The sequence below is a fragment of the Streptomyces sp. NPDC058683 genome (assembly GCF_042716195.1).
Lineage (GTDB): Bacteria > Actinomycetota > Actinomycetes > Streptomycetales > Streptomycetaceae > Streptomyces.
The window spans coordinates 176,886-190,116 of sequence record NZ_JBHXSK010000015.1; the positions used below are offsets into that span (position 1 = coordinate 176,886).

The window sequence follows — 13,231 nt, forward strand, 5'->3', positions numbered from 1 at the left end:
GGACCGGGCGACGGGACAATACTCTCCGTGATCGTCGACTGTGCCATCTACCGCGACGGGCAGCGGACGGAGACCCCACAGGACTTCTCCGACGCCCTCGCGGAGGCACGCGCGCGTGGCGACAGTTTTCTCTGGATCGGCCTGTACGAGCCGACGGAGCACGAGTTCGACCTGGTCACCGATGAGTTCGGGCTGCATCCGCTGGCCGTCGAGGACGCCCTGACCGCCCACCAGCGGCCCAAGCTGGAGGTGTACGACGACTCGCTGTTCGTCGTCCTGAAGCCGGTGACGTACGAGCCGCAGAGCGACACGGTGACCTCCGGCGAGCTGATGATCTTCATCGGGGACTCCTTCGTGGTGACTGTGCGCCACGGGACGCCCTCGCCGCTCGGGGACATCCGGCGCCATCTCGAAGAGCAGCACGAGCTGCTCAAACACGGGCCGACGGGGGTGCTGTACTCGATCTCCGACGCGGTCGTCGACAACTACCTGGAGGTCGCGACCGAGCTGCAGAACGACCTGGAGGAGCTGGAGGCCGAGGTGTTCTCGCCGAGCGGCGGCGGCTCCCGGCACAGCGCGTCGCGGATCTACACCTTCAAGCGGCAGATCCTGGAGTTCCGCCGGGCCACCGTGCCGCTGGCCACGCCCATGACCAAGCTGGCGGGAGTGGGCCCGTACGGCAGCGGCCTGACGGTGCCCTTCGTGCGCGAGGACGCCCGCCCCTTCTTCCGGGACGTCAACGACCACCTCCTGCGCGTGAACGAGGGCGTGGAGGCCCTGGACCGGCTGGTGTCGGACGTCCTCAGCGCCCATCTCGCGCAGATGAGCGTGCGGCAGAACGACGACATGCGGAAGATCTCCGCGTGGGCGGCCATGGCCGCGGTCCCCACGCTGATCGCGGGGATCTACGGCATGAACTTCGACCACATGCCCGAGCTGCACTGGCTCTGGGGGTACCCGGCGGTGATCCTGCTCATGGCGACCCTGGAGCTGGTGCTGTACCGGCTGTTCAAGCGCCGCGGCTGGATGTGAGGCGCGTGCCGGCGGCCGGGCGCCTTCCTCGTGCTCAGGCGAGCTCGGGGGCGGGGGTGGCGGGGCCGCCCAGGGCGTTCCTGCGCTCCGGCATCCGCAGCGAGACCATCCGGCGCCAGCCGCCGGCGCGCTCGTAGGCGTAGACGGCGTGGATGCCGAACGCGAGGAGCGCGGACCTGCCCTTCGGCCAGCCGAGGATGCGGCCCATGTGGGCCGTGACGGCGAGGCTGACGTCCCGGTAGATCCGGATCTCGGCGAGTGCGCACTCGCGCAGGGTGCGCTGGATGGCGCGGCCGTGCCCGGCGGCGGCGAACCGGAGCAGTTCCTCGTGGCAGTAGGCGAGGTGGTTGTCCTCGTCGTCGGAGATCATCCGCACCGCACGGCCGAGGTCCGGATGGTCGGCGAAGTGCCTGCGCAGCAGTTCCATCTGCTCCGAGGCGCGCTGCTCGGTGACCCGGCTGTGGGCGAGGTAGGTGACGATGTCCTGCTCGGTGAGCGGCCGGTCGGCCCGGAGCTTGTCGTGGGCGAGCCCGATGCCGTGCCGCTCCAGGAGCAGCGTGTAGTCGGTGTCGGGCGGGACCGGGACGGGGGTGAGCCCGCGCCTCTTCATGAGGGCGCCGAAGATACGCCCGTGCTTGTCCTCGTCGGCGCCATGGCGGGTGATCTTGGGGGCGAGGTCGCGTTCGCTGCGCGGTACCAGTGCGGCGATCCGGGCGTTCTCCCAGCCGCCCTGGGACTCCCCGCTGGCCGCGATGGAGCAGAAGAGCCGGAAGGACTCGTCGTTGTCGAGGATCTCCAGGAACAGACTCTTGGCCGAAAGCATCGTGGGCACCCCTCCGGAGGACTCACCAGACCCGCAGAGAACGAGTCAAATGCCGCATCCGGACAGCTGCAACAGCTGTGCGGACGAACTCGGCCGAAAGGAGGAGCACCAGGGTCACGCCGGGGGCGTAACCGCGCGGGCGCGGGCGCGTTGTTCTGCGTGACGGCCGTGGCGGGGAAGACCCCCGAGCCCCCACCACGGCCGCGGACTTCTCTCTCGCCCAGGCGCTTACGCGAGCCCGGCGCGCTCCAGGGCCTCGGCGCCGGCCCGCAGCGAGGCGAGCCGCTCGTCCAGGGCGAACCCGGCGGGCGCGAGGGACAGCGTGGTGACCCCGGCGGCCGCGTAGGCCTTCATCCGGTCGGCGATCCGGTCCACGGAACCCAGCAGGGTGGTCTTGTCGATCAGGTCGTGCGGAACGGCGGCCGCGGCCCCGTTCTTGTCCCCCGCGAGGTACTTGTCCTGGATCTCGGCGGCCTCCTGCTCGTACCCCATGCGCTGGGCGAGCTGGTTGTAGAAGTTCTGCTTACGGCTGCCCATGCCGCCGACGTACAGCGCGGTGTACGGCCGGAAGGTGTCGGCGAGCGTGGCCACGTCCTTGTCCTCGCCGACGGCGAGCGGCAGCGTCGGGCAGATGTCGAACCCGTCGAGGGTCCGGCCGGCCTTCTCCCGCCCCGCGCGCAGGTACTTGACGGCCGTCTCCTCCAGGTGCTCGGCGGAGGGGAAGATCAGCAGCGCGCCGTCGGCGATCTCACCGGTCTGCTCCAGGTTCTTCGGCCCGATGGCGGCGATGTAGACCGGGATGTGCTCGCGCTCCGGGTGCACGGTCAGCTTGATCGGCTTGCCGGGACCACCCGGCAGCGGCAGCGTCCAGTGCTCGCCCTCGTACGACAGCCGCTCGCGGCTCATCGCCCTGCGCACGATCTCCACGTACTCGCGGGTGCGGGAGAGCGGCTTGTCGAACTTGACGCCGTACCAGCCCTCGGACACCTGCGGGCCGGAGACGCCGAGGCCGAGCCGGAAGCGGCCCTTGGAGAGCGAGTCGAGCGTCGCGGCGGTCATCGCGGTCATCGCGGGCTGCCGGGCCGGGATCTGGAAGATGGCCGAGCCGACGTCGATCCGCTCGGTCTGGGCGGCGACCCAGCTGAGCACGGTGGCGGCGTCGGAGCCGTAGGCCTCGGCGGCCCAGCACACGGCGTACCCGAGCCGCTCGGCCTCCTGCGCCACGGCCAGATTGTCCCCGTCCATCCCGGCACCCCAGTAGCCGAGGTTGATCCCGAGCTTCATGGCCGATCCCCTTACCGATCAGTAACGTCGCTGTTGCGAGAGACCTTAGCGCGGAGGATTTCTACACGGGGGGATCGGTTGGCGTTCGACTGCGGGTCGTGGGGGCCGGTCACACCCACGCGGCGGAGCGCAGATCGATACTCCCCGCGCCCCTGGGTGGGTCGGCTCCCGCCTCCCGCAAGGCACCGCTGCCTTGTGAAATCGGTTATCCACAGGCAACCCAACGCACCAACTCTGGCCAGTAATCTCGCGGACATGGAGCAGAGGCATCTCGGCCGTACCGGCCTGCGCGTGTCCCGGATCGGGCTCGGCACCCTCACCTGGGGCCGGGACGTCGACGAGCACGACGCCGCGGACATGCTGAAGGCGTTCTGGGAGGCCGGCGGAACCCTCGTCGACACCGCGGACGTGTACGGCGACGGAGAGGCCGAGTACCTGCTCGGACAGCTCATAGAAGGGCTGGTGCCGCGCCGGGACCTGGTCATCTCGACGAAGGCGGGCAGCGTCCCCGACCCCGACCGGCGTTTCAACGGCTCCCGCGGCCATCTGCTCGCCGCGCTCGACGCCTCTCTGGCCCGCCTCGGCACCGACTACGTCGACGTCTGGCACGTGCACGCCTACGACCCGGACACCCCGCTGGAGGAGACCCTCCAGGCCCTCGACCTGGCCGTGAGCAGCGGCCGCGCCCGGTACGCCGGGGTCTCCAACTTCTGCGGCTGGCAGATCGCGAAGGCGGCGACCTGGCAGCTCGCGGCGCCGGGCACCCGCACCCGGCTGGCCAGCACCCAGCTGGAGTACTCGCTGCTCCAGCGGGGCGTGGAGCGCGAGGTGCTGCCGGCCGCCCTCGACCTCGGCATCGGCCTGCTGCCGTCCTCCCCGCTGGGCCGGGGCGTGCTGACCGCGAAGTACCGCCACTCCACTCCCCCGGACTCCAGAGGTGCCTCCGAGCATCTGGCGCCGTTCGTCGCGCCGTATCTCGACGACACCGCGACCCGGATCGTGGACGCGGTGCAGACGGCGGCGGACGGGCTCGCGGTCACCCCGCTCCAGGTGGCGCTCGCCTGGGTGCGGGACCGGCCGGGCGTGGCCGCACCGATCGTCGGCGCGCGCAACGCGCAGCAGCTCACGGGGGCATTGTCAGTGGAGGCGCTTACTCTTCCTGACGAGATCTGCCGGGCGCTCGACGACGTGTCGGCGCCCGTGCACCGCTATCCCGATCACGACTGGAGCACGCTGTGAGCACGGAGCCGGGGCTGGGCGCCACGCCCGAGGCCGACGAGGGAACGACGGCCGGGGGGACGCCGGAGGCCGAGGACCTCACCGCCGGCACGGCCGCGGCGAGCGATCCGCGGACAGCCGGTTCCCGTACGGCCGACACGGGCCGAGCGGGCGACGGCGACAGGGACCGGGCCGAGAGTGGCGAGCCCGGGACCGCGGTCGCGGCCGGTGACGCGGAGGGCGGTCAGCCCGGCCCGGGCGGAGCAAGCGGCGGCAGCGACCGGACCGAGGACGGCGAACCCGGGTCCGCGGCCGGTGGGGCGGAGGGGTCCGGCTCGGGGGACGGTGACTCGGCGGGGGGCGGCCGGCTGTCCGAGGCCGAGGCCGAGCTGGCTGCCCAGCGGGTCGAGCGGGAGCGAATCGAGCGACGGAAGGCCGAGAAGGCGGGGCCGGTCGAGGCCGGGACCAAGCTCAGCGGCAAGGCGGCCGACCTGCTCGCCGCGATCCGGGCGGTGGAGAGCGGCGAACGGCCGGCGGCCACCGTGTTCGCCGCCCCGGAGCCCGCCCCGCGCCCGGCGCCCGCCCCGGAGCCGGTCCACAGGCCTCGGCCGGCGCCTGCCGCCGTCGCGCCCGCCACGGAGACGGTCGCGGCGGTAGGGGCGCTGCTGACCGAAGGCGGCGCGCCCGAGTCGCTCGCCCCCCAGATCGCCGCCGCCCTCGGTGAGGGCGCGGACACCATGCTGCGGGAGGACCCCTGGCAGCTGCTCCGGGTCACCGGCGTACGACCGGACCAGGCGGACGGGTTCGCGCGGGCGCTGCTGGGCGCGGAGTGCGGTCCGGACGACGAGCGGCGCGGCCGGGCCGTAACCGGCTGGCTCCTGGAGCAGGCCGCCCTGGCCGGGCACACCGCGCTGGAGATGCCGGCGCTCATCGCCGCGCTGGCCCAGCGGGCGGTGCCCGATCCGGAGACGGCCGTGCAGGACGCGATCGCTGAGGGCGACGCGCTGGTCTTCCAGGACCCGCTGGATCCGGGCGCCCCCGAGCCGGAGGACGACGAGGAGGAGCGGCCGGTCCGCGTGCTGGTCGGTCTGGAGCGGTACGCGATGGCCGAGGAGAGCCTCGCCGACGGACTGGCCCGGCTGGTCAACTCCCTGTCCAAGGACAAGGACGCCGAGGAGCGCTGGGAGGCGGCCGCCGCGGCGGCCACCGGCGGCGCGGCCGAGCTGGCGGCGGCGGTCGCCGCACACGGCCTGGTGCTGCACACGGGCGGCGAGGCGGCGCGCGCCGAACCGGCGGCCCTGCTCGGCGCCGCCCGGAGCGCCGGGCTGCGTGCCTTCGCCGCCACCCACACCCCGGACGGAAACCGCCGCCCGGCCGCCCTGCCGGCAGACGGCGAGTCGGCCGTCGGCACCGTCGCCGGTCTGCTCTCCGGCGCCGAGGGGCCGGGCCGGGACGCGGAGGGTGCCCTGGACCTCGATCTGCTGATCGTGCTGGACGCGCCCCAGCTGGACGTGGAGGGCGCGGCGATGCTCGTGGAGGCGCTGCCCGACGGGGCCCGGCTGGTGCTGAGCGGGGATCCGGCGGTGCTGTGGTCGGCGGGCCCCGGGCGGGTCTTCGCCGACCTGCTGGCGGCCCGGGTGTGCCCGGCGATCGCCTCGCGCACGCCCGACCCCGGCCCGCTCGGCGAACTGGTCTCCGGGATCGGCGCCGGCGAGCTGAACCAGGTCGAGGCGCCCGGCAAGGAGATCGTGATCGTGCCGGTGCGGGACGCGGGCGAGGCGGTGCACCGGACGGTGCAGCTGGTCGCCGACTCCGTCCCGCGCGCCATCGGCGTCCCCGCCGAGCAGACCGTGGTGATCACCCCGGGCCACGGCGGCACGGCCGGCACCCGCGCTCTCAACGCGGCGCTCAAGGAACGGCTCAATCCGGGCCCCGGCCGCTTCGGCGGCTTCGACCCGGGTGACCGGATCGCCTACTCCCCCACGCCGGGCCGTACGGTCCCGGGCCAGGTGGTGAACGCCGACGCCGAGGGACTGCACCTGTCGTGCGCGGGCACGCCCGTCGTCGTACCGAAGGAGCGAGTGGAACAGGCCGTACGCCACGGCTGGGCGCTGACCGCCCACCAGGCGGCGGCCGGCCGCTGGCCCGCCGCGGTCGTGGTGCTGCCCGGGGACGCGGCCCAGTCCCTCAGCCGCCCCTGGGTGTACACGGCGTTCAGCCGGGCGGAGCGGCATCTGTCGGTGGTCCACGGCGTGGAGCAGGCCCTGTCGAAGGCGGTGGCCGAGACCCTGCCGAAGCCCCGGACGACCCGCCTCCCGCTACTCCTCAAGACACAGGCACCGGCGACGGCCGAAGCCTGACCCGGCCCCACCCCTCTCCTCCGCTGTTCCCGCCGTGTCCGGTGACCGGCGGTGCCCCACCGGCCTCAAGGCCCGCAAGGCACCGCCGGCCGCCCGGAGGGTCAGCGTTCGGCGTCCAACGACTCCAGGTCCTCGTCCTCATCGAGGTCGAGGTCGTCGTCCAGCTCGTCCCCGTCCTCGCTGCGCCCGGTGTCCTCGCCGTCGTCGCCGTCCTCGTCGTCGAACACCGCGCTGACGTCGAACCGGCACACGACCCGCTGCGGATCGACCCCCTCGAACGGGGCCTCCAGCCACTCACCGGGCTCGGCCTGCTCGTCCGCCGCGGTCACCCACAGTGTGGAGTCGCCCTCCTCCAGGCCGAACTCCTTGTGCCGGGAGGCGATCTCGTCCGGCTCGAACTCGCCGAAAAGGATCCCCAGCGCCCCGTGGATCGTGCCGGCGGCGTCCTGGTCCGCGCCGGGACCGTCGTCGTACTCCGCCGCCTCGACCCGCTGGGCCTGCGCCAGCAGCCGCTGTGGTTCCGCCACGGCGTAGTCGCGGCGGATCAGCACGCTGATCGCGTTCGGTTCTTCGGGCCCCGCATACGGTGGCAGCGAGTCCTCGGTACCGGGGATCTCGAAGGGGGTGACCTCGTCATAGCGGTCGTAGAGCAGCTCGTCGTAGACCTCGGCGGCCGCGGCCAGCTGGTTGAACGCCTCATAGACAGCCGGGTCGTCCTCCCCCGACCTGCGTTCGACCGCGGCCAAATGGCGGTCGAGCGCGGTCTTGACCGCCTCGGCGGCGGCGCGTACCTCGGCAGCGGTGGGCTGCGCAGCATCAGACATAGTGCAGACGCTATCCGTACCGGGCACCAGCCCGCACAATAGATGCGATGCCGGAATACGAATTTGTCGACGTGTACGTGCCTCGCGGGGTGTCCCGCAAGGAGGCGACACGCCTGCTGACGGACCATGCCGAGTACGGACACTGGGAGTTGGACCGACTGAGCCTCATGCGCGACGGCAGCCGCAGGGTGCGGTTGCGCCGGCGGATCATCCGCCAGGTGCGTGCCACATGGTGAGACTCGCCGAATGACGGAAGGGGCCCCGCATCGACGGGGCCCGCTCCGTTCCACGCGCCGCCGCCGGGGGCGCCCCCTCCGGGGAGAGCGTCACGGTCCGTGCACTACGCCGAGGCACGCGCCTTGCGGTACAGCACCGCGCCCGCGAGCAGCGCGCCGGCGCCCGCCGGGAGCGCGAGGCCCAGCGGCAGGTCACTACCGGTGTGCGCGAGCTGCGCGGCGGCCGGGCCGGGCCGGGTCACCGAGAGGCTGCCCAGCGGGTCGACGAGGTCGGAGCCGTGGATACCGGTCGTGACGGTCCGTCCCCCGGAGTGACCGGGAGGCGTACCGGGGTGCTGGCCCGGGTTGCCCGGCTGACCCGGCTGCCCAGGGTGTCCCGGCTGTCCGGGGGTTCCGGGCTGGCCCGGAGTCCCGGGGTGCCCCGGCTGCCCCGGAGTCCCGGGCTGGCCCGGAGTCCCAGGGTGCCCCGGCTGTCCCGGCTTCCCGGGCGGGTTGCCGCCGTGCCCTCCGTGTCCCCCGTGCCCCGGAGGGGTCCCGTGTCCCCCGTGCCCGGGCGGCTGCGTGGGGTGGCAGTCGCCGGAGTGGCCGGAATGTCCGGAACTCCCCCCGTTGGCGCACTCGTCGCCCACGGCGCTGTTGCCGACCCCGATGACGTTGACGCTGTTCCCGCACACGTTGACCGGGACGTCGATCGGCACCTGCACGGTGTTGCCCGAACCGACCCCGGGTGAGCCACCGGTGTGTCCCCCGGCGTGCGAGCCGCCGTGGCTTCCGTGCCCGCCCCCGTGCCCCGCGTGTCCGCCGTGCCCGGTGGAAGCACCGCCCCCGCCGCCGTGGTTGGCGCACTTGTTGCCCATCGACGGGTTGAGGGCGCCGACGACGTTCACAGTGTTGCCGCAGACGTTCACCGGCACGTGCACCGGCGCCTGCACCGTGTTCCCGGAGAGCACACCGGGTGAGTCGGTGGCGGAGCCGGCGGCCCCCGAGTCGGCGTGGGCGTAACCGCCCGCCGCGGCGATCACGCCGGTCGCCGCGGCCACTGTCATGAGGCCCTTACGGGTGCCCTGTCGCATTTCTGAATTCCCCCCTGCCTTGGATCCTGACCGTTGCATTTCTCGCGGAAAGAGCCCGCGAAAAAACCGGTCGGCCCCGGAGCGCATGGCGCGCGCTCCGGGGCCGACGGAAAGACGCCCCTCAGGGAGTGGGCGTCACTTGTTGATGCAGGTGTTGCCGAAGGCGGGGTTCAGCAGCCCGATCACCGAGATCGTGTTGCCGCAGACGTTCACCGGGACGTGCACGGGAACCTGGATCACGTTGCCGGAGATGACACCCGGGGAACCCACGGCAGCGCCCTGGGCACCCGAATCGGCGACAGCCAGGCCCGCACCCGCGAGAACCAGACCACCAGTGGCAGCCGCAGCAGCGACGACCTTCTTGAGCATTATTCCTCCTTGTTGGCAATGCGATCCCAAGTAGCGGATCGCATTAGATGTAACGAGGAGGAAGTAATGGAGCTACGAGCTTATCGTCGCATTCACTCTTTTCAGTCGATCTCGTACAGCCGCCCGATTACCTGAAGCCAGGACTTCACGACGCGTCGATGAAGCGGTCGAGCACCCGCACGCCGAACTGCAGACCGTCCACCGGCACCCGCTCGTCCACGCCGTGGAACATGCCCGCGAAGTCCAGCTCCGGCGGCAGCTTCAGCGGTGCGAAACCGAAGCCGCGGATGCCGAGGTCGTCGAAGGACTTGGCGTCGGTGCCGCCGGAGAGCATGTAGGGGATCGCCTTGGCGGTGGGGTCCTCGGCCAGCAGCGAGGACTGCATGGCCTCCACCAGCGCCCCGTCGAAGGACGTCTCCAGCGCCTTGTCGGAGTGCACGTCCGCGCGGACCACGTTCGGGCCGAGGATCCGGTCGAGGTCGGCGAGGAACTCGTCCTCGTGACCGGGCAGGAACCGGCCGTCCACGTGCGCGGTGGCCTCGCCGGGGATGACGTTGACCTTGTAACCGGCGTTCAGCTGGGTGGGGTTGGCGGTGTTGCTCAGGGTCGCGCCGATGAGCTTGGCGATGCCGCCGAGCCGGGCCAGCGTCGACTCCATGTCCTCCGGGTCCAGTTCGGTGCCGAGCGCGTCGCCCAGTTCGTCCAGGAAGGCCCGGGTGGTCTTGGTGACCCGTACCGGGAACTTGTGCCGGCCGAGCCGGGCGACGGCCTCGGACAGCTCGGTGATCGCGTTGTCGCGGTGGATCATCGAACCGTGCCCGGCGGTGCCGGCCACCTTCAGCTTCATCCAGTGCATGCCCTTCTCGGCCGTCTGGATCAGATAGAGCCGGCGCTGCTCGTTCACCGTGAAGGAGAAGCCGCCCACCTCGCTGATCGCCTCGGTGACGCCCTCGAAGAGGTCCGGGTGCTGGTCGACGAGGTGCCGGGCGCCCCAGGTGCCGCCGGCCTCCTCGTCGGCGAGGAAGGCGAGCACGATGTCCCGGGGCGGCTTCCGGCCGCTGCGCAGCCGGTCCCGTACGACCGCCAGGGTCATCGCGTCCATGTCCTTCATGTCGACCGCGCCGCGGCCCCACACGCACCCGTCAGCGATCTCGCCGGAGAACGGGTGGTGGGTCCAGTCGTCGGCGTTGGCCGGTACGACGTCGAGGTGGCCGTGGATCAGCAGCGCGGGGCGGGTCGGGTCCGCGCCCTCGATGCGGGCCACCGTCGAGGCGCGGCCCGGGTGCGATTCGAAGATCTTCGGCTCGAGGCCGACCTCGGCGAGCTTCTCGGCCACCCACTCGGCGGCCTTGCGCTCGCCCGGCCCGGAGTGGTCGCCGTAGTTGCTGGTGTCGAAGCGGATCAGCTCGCGGCAGAGGTCCACGACCTCGTCCTCGCCGGTGACGCTCCTGGCCGTATCCGTCTCGCTCACGCTGCTTCCTTCCGCTGTCACTGCCGGCCGGTCCCTGTCATCCTTTCCGTCATCCTCTCTCCCTTCCGGCTCCGAGCCCAAGACCGGTCCGGGTCCGTCACACGCCGTTCACGCCCGCCCGTCCCCGGAACAGGGTGTGATCGGCCACCTCCGAAAGCCTGGTAATGTTTCCTCCGTCGCCGCGAGGGAAACCCCGCGCGACAGACACCTTGTCCGGGTGGCGGAATGGCAGACGCGCTAGCTTGAGGTGCTAGTGCCCTTTATCGGGCGTGGGGGTTCAAGTCCCCCCTCGGACACCACGAAGAAACCCCTGCTGAGCAGGGGTTTCTTGGTTTTCGGGGAGAGGTGCGGGTCAGCCGAGGCGGCCTATTCGGCCGTCCCCGGGGTTTCCGAGGGGCACGGCCGAGGTGAACGCGGAGAGTGCCGTTCGGCCCAGCAGCAGCGCGGGCCCGTGGGGCCGCTTGCTGTCGCGGACGGCGACCGTCGCCCCGTCGACGATCCCGCATTCCACGCAGTCGGACTGTGATGCGGACGCCGAGGACTTCCACCAGGTCACCGGCAGAGTCGACGCGTCGTCAACGTGCTTCATTCGCTATTCGTTCTTCCTTATCTGGGTGATCAGTTCCACCGACGCCTCGACGGACTCGGCGGCAGACGTGAGGCGTTGCCACGCGGCCCGGTGCGTGGAGACCCGATCACGTTCCTCGATGTACAGGGCGGAGGTCAGCCCTTCCTGGTGGACGACGTCCAGGTCCGTGTGCGGACCGAAGCCCAGGATGCTGAAGGTGCCGGTCAGCCCGGCGTGCAGGGGGGCGTCCGAGCGCAACACCTGGATGTTGATGTTCGGGCGCCGCCCCATCGTAAGCAGGCGCCCCAACTGCTCGTACATCAGGGCGGGATCCTCGGTGGAGCAGCGCAGGGCCTGTTCGGAGATGATCGCCCAGAGCGCCAGCGGGTCGCTGTCGCGGGTGAGGACGGCCTGGCGTGCCAGCCGTACCTCGACCAGTGCGTCGACCCGTGCCTCGACCGCCTCGGACATGGCGGTCGCCCGGATGATCTCGCGGGCGTACTCGGCGGTCTGGAGCAGTCCGGGGATCATCCCCAACTGCCAGGTGGACACCGTCTCCGCCTCGGCCTCCAGACTGATCAGGTCCTCGTACACCGGTGTGAGGACACCCCGGTACGAGTGCCACCAGTCGCGGCGTCCGCCCTCCTTGGTGAGTGTGATCAGGGCCGCGCGCAGTTCGTCGCTCACGTCGCGGCCGAGGGCGGTGTACAGGTCGAGCAGCGCCTGGATGTCCGGTGCCTTGGGGGCGGTCTTGCCGGTCTCCATCCGGGACAGCTTCGAGGAGACGAACGCGCCTTCGGAGTGCTCCGCGACCTCGTCGAGGGTGAGTTCGCCGCGCAGTTCGCGCAACTTCGCACCGAGTCGTCGCCGGCGCACCGTGGGCGTGCTCACGGGTTCCCCCTTCTGTCCGGTGAACTGCCCGACAGTCTGCCGTGCCGCCCGCACCCTCGCCACCGGCTCGCAGCTTGTGCCGCAACTCTCCCGCAGAGGTGCGCAATTTTTCACATCAGGTGGAACGTATTGCGGTCGACTGTGCCGTGAAGGCACCATGAATCCGGGAAATACGAAAGTGACCGCACTCGCATGGCGAACCACCGTGCCTGCGTTGGGACATGCCCGTGAGGGGATCTACATGATCGAACGCCAGCGGAGCACCACGACCGAAACCCGTGCACTGCAAGTCGCCCCGCCGCCCGTCCTGTTACTGGCGAGCGAGCCTCAGTCCGCCAGGGCGGCACGGACGTTCGTGAGCGACTTCATCATCCATCACACACCGGACGCCTCCCGTGACCACATCGAGGCCGTCGCGCTGGTCACCTGCGAACTGGTCACCAACTCCCTGCGGTACGAGACCGACCCGGACGACCCGGTCCGCCTCCTCATCGACACCGACGGCTCCCGGACCCGGGTCGAGGTGCACGATCCGCTGAACCACCACCCCCGACTGCGCCCCATCTCGGTCGAACGCGACCGCGGGCGCGGCCTGCTGATCCTTGACGCGCTGTGCTCGGGCCGCTGGGGCGTGGGCAACCTGCCCTGGGGCAAGTCCATCTGGGCCGAGGTCAGCGCCGCGTGAACAGCGCCGCCTGAACCGTACGGCCCGATCCGTACCGTCCGATCCACCCCGCCCCCCACGGCGACAGCCGGTTCCGCGGCGATCTCCCCTCCCCGCCGCGGCACCGGCCGTCGTCGTGCGCGCGGCCGGGCCCGTGGAGTCGGCCCGCCTCACACCGTGTTGGCCTCTCTCACACTGCGTTGGCCCGGCTCACGCTGTGTGTCTCATCTCTCGTCACGTTCGGAGAAGGCCTGGTCAGAGGTGACTTAAGATTCAACAGACTGCTCCGAACGGCCGCTTCCAAGTGGCCACAAGATGAACGGGAGCCTAGCGTCGTACTAATATTTCCGGCTTGTCACCTAGCCGGAGCCGGACAACCCCAGGCACACCTGAGGACCCGCCGGCGCCCCGGAGGTTC

13 protein-coding genes and 1 tRNA gene are annotated in these 13,231 nt (G+C 71.4%); 6 read left to right on the plus strand and 8 right to left on the minus strand.

Annotated elements, in window-relative coordinates:
• The first annotated feature begins 27 nt into the window (after positions 1-27).
• Positions 28-1,032: a magnesium/cobalt transporter CorA gene (corA, locus tag ACFWXC_RS18695; protein ID WP_384479940.1), complete on the plus strand. Its 1,005-nt coding sequence runs from the start codon at positions 28-30 to the stop codon at positions 1,030-1,032.
• A gap of 34 nt (positions 1,033-1,066) precedes the next feature.
• Here the strand turns inward: corA and ACFWXC_RS18700 are convergent, their stop codons facing one another.
• Together ACFWXC_RS18700 and ACFWXC_RS18705 are read right to left on the minus strand one after the other, a co-directional pair.
• Positions 1,067-1,855 (minus strand): ferritin-like domain-containing protein, encoded by a 789-nt coding sequence (locus tag ACFWXC_RS18700; protein ID WP_384479941.1) that lies wholly within the window; start codon positions 1,853-1,855, stop codon positions 1,067-1,069.
• 228 nt (positions 1,856-2,083) lie between these two features.
• Positions 2,084-3,139: an LLM class F420-dependent oxidoreductase gene (locus tag ACFWXC_RS18705; RefSeq protein ID WP_384479943.1), complete on the minus strand. Its 1,056-nt coding sequence runs from the start codon at positions 3,137-3,139 to the stop codon at positions 2,084-2,086.
• Between the two features lie 255 nt (positions 3,140-3,394).
• Between ACFWXC_RS18705 and ACFWXC_RS18710 the strand changes: the two genes are divergently transcribed.
• Both ACFWXC_RS18710 and ACFWXC_RS18715 read left to right on the plus strand, forming a co-directional pair.
• Positions 3,395-4,378: an aldo/keto reductase gene (locus ACFWXC_RS18710; protein ID WP_362571049.1), complete on the plus strand. Its 984-nt coding sequence runs from the start codon at positions 3,395-3,397 to the stop codon at positions 4,376-4,378.
• Positions 4,375-6,717, plus strand: coding sequence for a helix-hairpin-helix domain-containing protein (locus ACFWXC_RS18715; RefSeq protein ID WP_384479945.1), 2,343 nt, complete (start codon positions 4,375-4,377; stop codon positions 6,715-6,717). Before ACFWXC_RS18710 ends, ACFWXC_RS18715 begins: the two co-directional genes overlap by 4 nt.
• Before the next feature lie 101 nt (positions 6,718-6,818).
• Here the strand turns inward: ACFWXC_RS18715 and ACFWXC_RS18720 are convergent, their stop codons facing one another.
• The gene (locus ACFWXC_RS18720) at positions 6,819-7,541 is read right to left on the minus strand and encodes a hypothetical protein (protein WP_384479947.1); all 723 of its coding nucleotides are present in this window, start codon (positions 7,539-7,541) and stop codon (positions 6,819-6,821) included.
• 47 nt (positions 7,542-7,588) lie between these two features.
• Here ACFWXC_RS18720 and ACFWXC_RS18725 point away from each other — a divergent pair, with 47 nt between their 5' ends.
• Positions 7,589-7,777 carry a DUF5703 family protein gene (locus ACFWXC_RS18725; RefSeq protein ID WP_046732800.1) on the plus strand — a complete coding sequence of 63 codons (189 nt, stop codon included), beginning with the start codon at positions 7,589-7,591 and terminating at the stop codon, positions 7,775-7,777.
• A 104-nt stretch (positions 7,778-7,881) separates the two neighbouring features.
• Here the strand turns inward: ACFWXC_RS18725 and ACFWXC_RS18730 are convergent, their stop codons facing one another.
• The 3 genes from ACFWXC_RS18730 to ACFWXC_RS18740 all read right to left on the minus strand — a co-directional run bounded on the left by ACFWXC_RS18730 (position 7,882) and on the right by ACFWXC_RS18740 (position 10,690).
• Complete coding sequence (locus ACFWXC_RS18730) at positions 7,882-8,850, minus strand: chaplin family protein (RefSeq protein WP_384479949.1); 969 nt, start codon at positions 8,848-8,850, stop codon at positions 7,882-7,884.
• A gap of 135 nt (positions 8,851-8,985) precedes the next feature.
• Positions 8,986-9,219, minus strand: a complete 234-nt coding sequence (gene chpH / locus ACFWXC_RS18735) for a chaplin ChpH (RefSeq protein ID WP_046732802.1) — start codon at positions 9,217-9,219, stop codon at positions 8,986-8,988.
• 145 nt (positions 9,220-9,364) lie between these two features.
• Positions 9,365-10,690 (minus strand): M20/M25/M40 family metallo-hydrolase, encoded by a 1,326-nt coding sequence (locus ACFWXC_RS18740; RefSeq protein ID WP_384479951.1) that lies wholly within the window; start codon positions 10,688-10,690, stop codon positions 9,365-9,367.
• A 211-nt stretch (positions 10,691-10,901) separates the two neighbouring features.
• On the opposite strand from ACFWXC_RS18740, the gene ACFWXC_RS18745 reads away from it, so the two are divergent.
• Positions 10,902-10,989, plus strand: a tRNA-Leu gene (locus ACFWXC_RS18745).
• 53 nt (positions 10,990-11,042) lie between these two features.
• Here ACFWXC_RS18745 and ACFWXC_RS18750 read toward each other — a convergent pair.
• Both ACFWXC_RS18750 and ACFWXC_RS18755 read right to left on the minus strand, forming a co-directional pair.
• Positions 11,043-11,279: a DUF397 domain-containing protein gene (locus ACFWXC_RS18750; protein ID WP_384479953.1), complete on the minus strand. Its 237-nt coding sequence runs from the start codon at positions 11,277-11,279 to the stop codon at positions 11,043-11,045.
• A 3-nt stretch (positions 11,280-11,282) separates the two neighbouring features.
• The gene (locus tag ACFWXC_RS18755; protein ID WP_384479955.1) at positions 11,283-12,149 is read right to left on the minus strand and encodes a helix-turn-helix domain-containing protein; all 867 of its coding nucleotides are present in this window, start codon (positions 12,147-12,149) and stop codon (positions 11,283-11,285) included.
• A 241-nt stretch (positions 12,150-12,390) separates the two neighbouring features.
• On the opposite strand from ACFWXC_RS18755, the gene ACFWXC_RS18760 reads away from it, so the two are divergent.
• Positions 12,391-12,834: an ATP-binding protein gene (locus tag ACFWXC_RS18760; RefSeq protein WP_384479957.1), complete on the plus strand. Its 444-nt coding sequence runs from the start codon at positions 12,391-12,393 to the stop codon at positions 12,832-12,834.
• Positions 12,835-13,231: the final 397 nt, after the last annotated feature.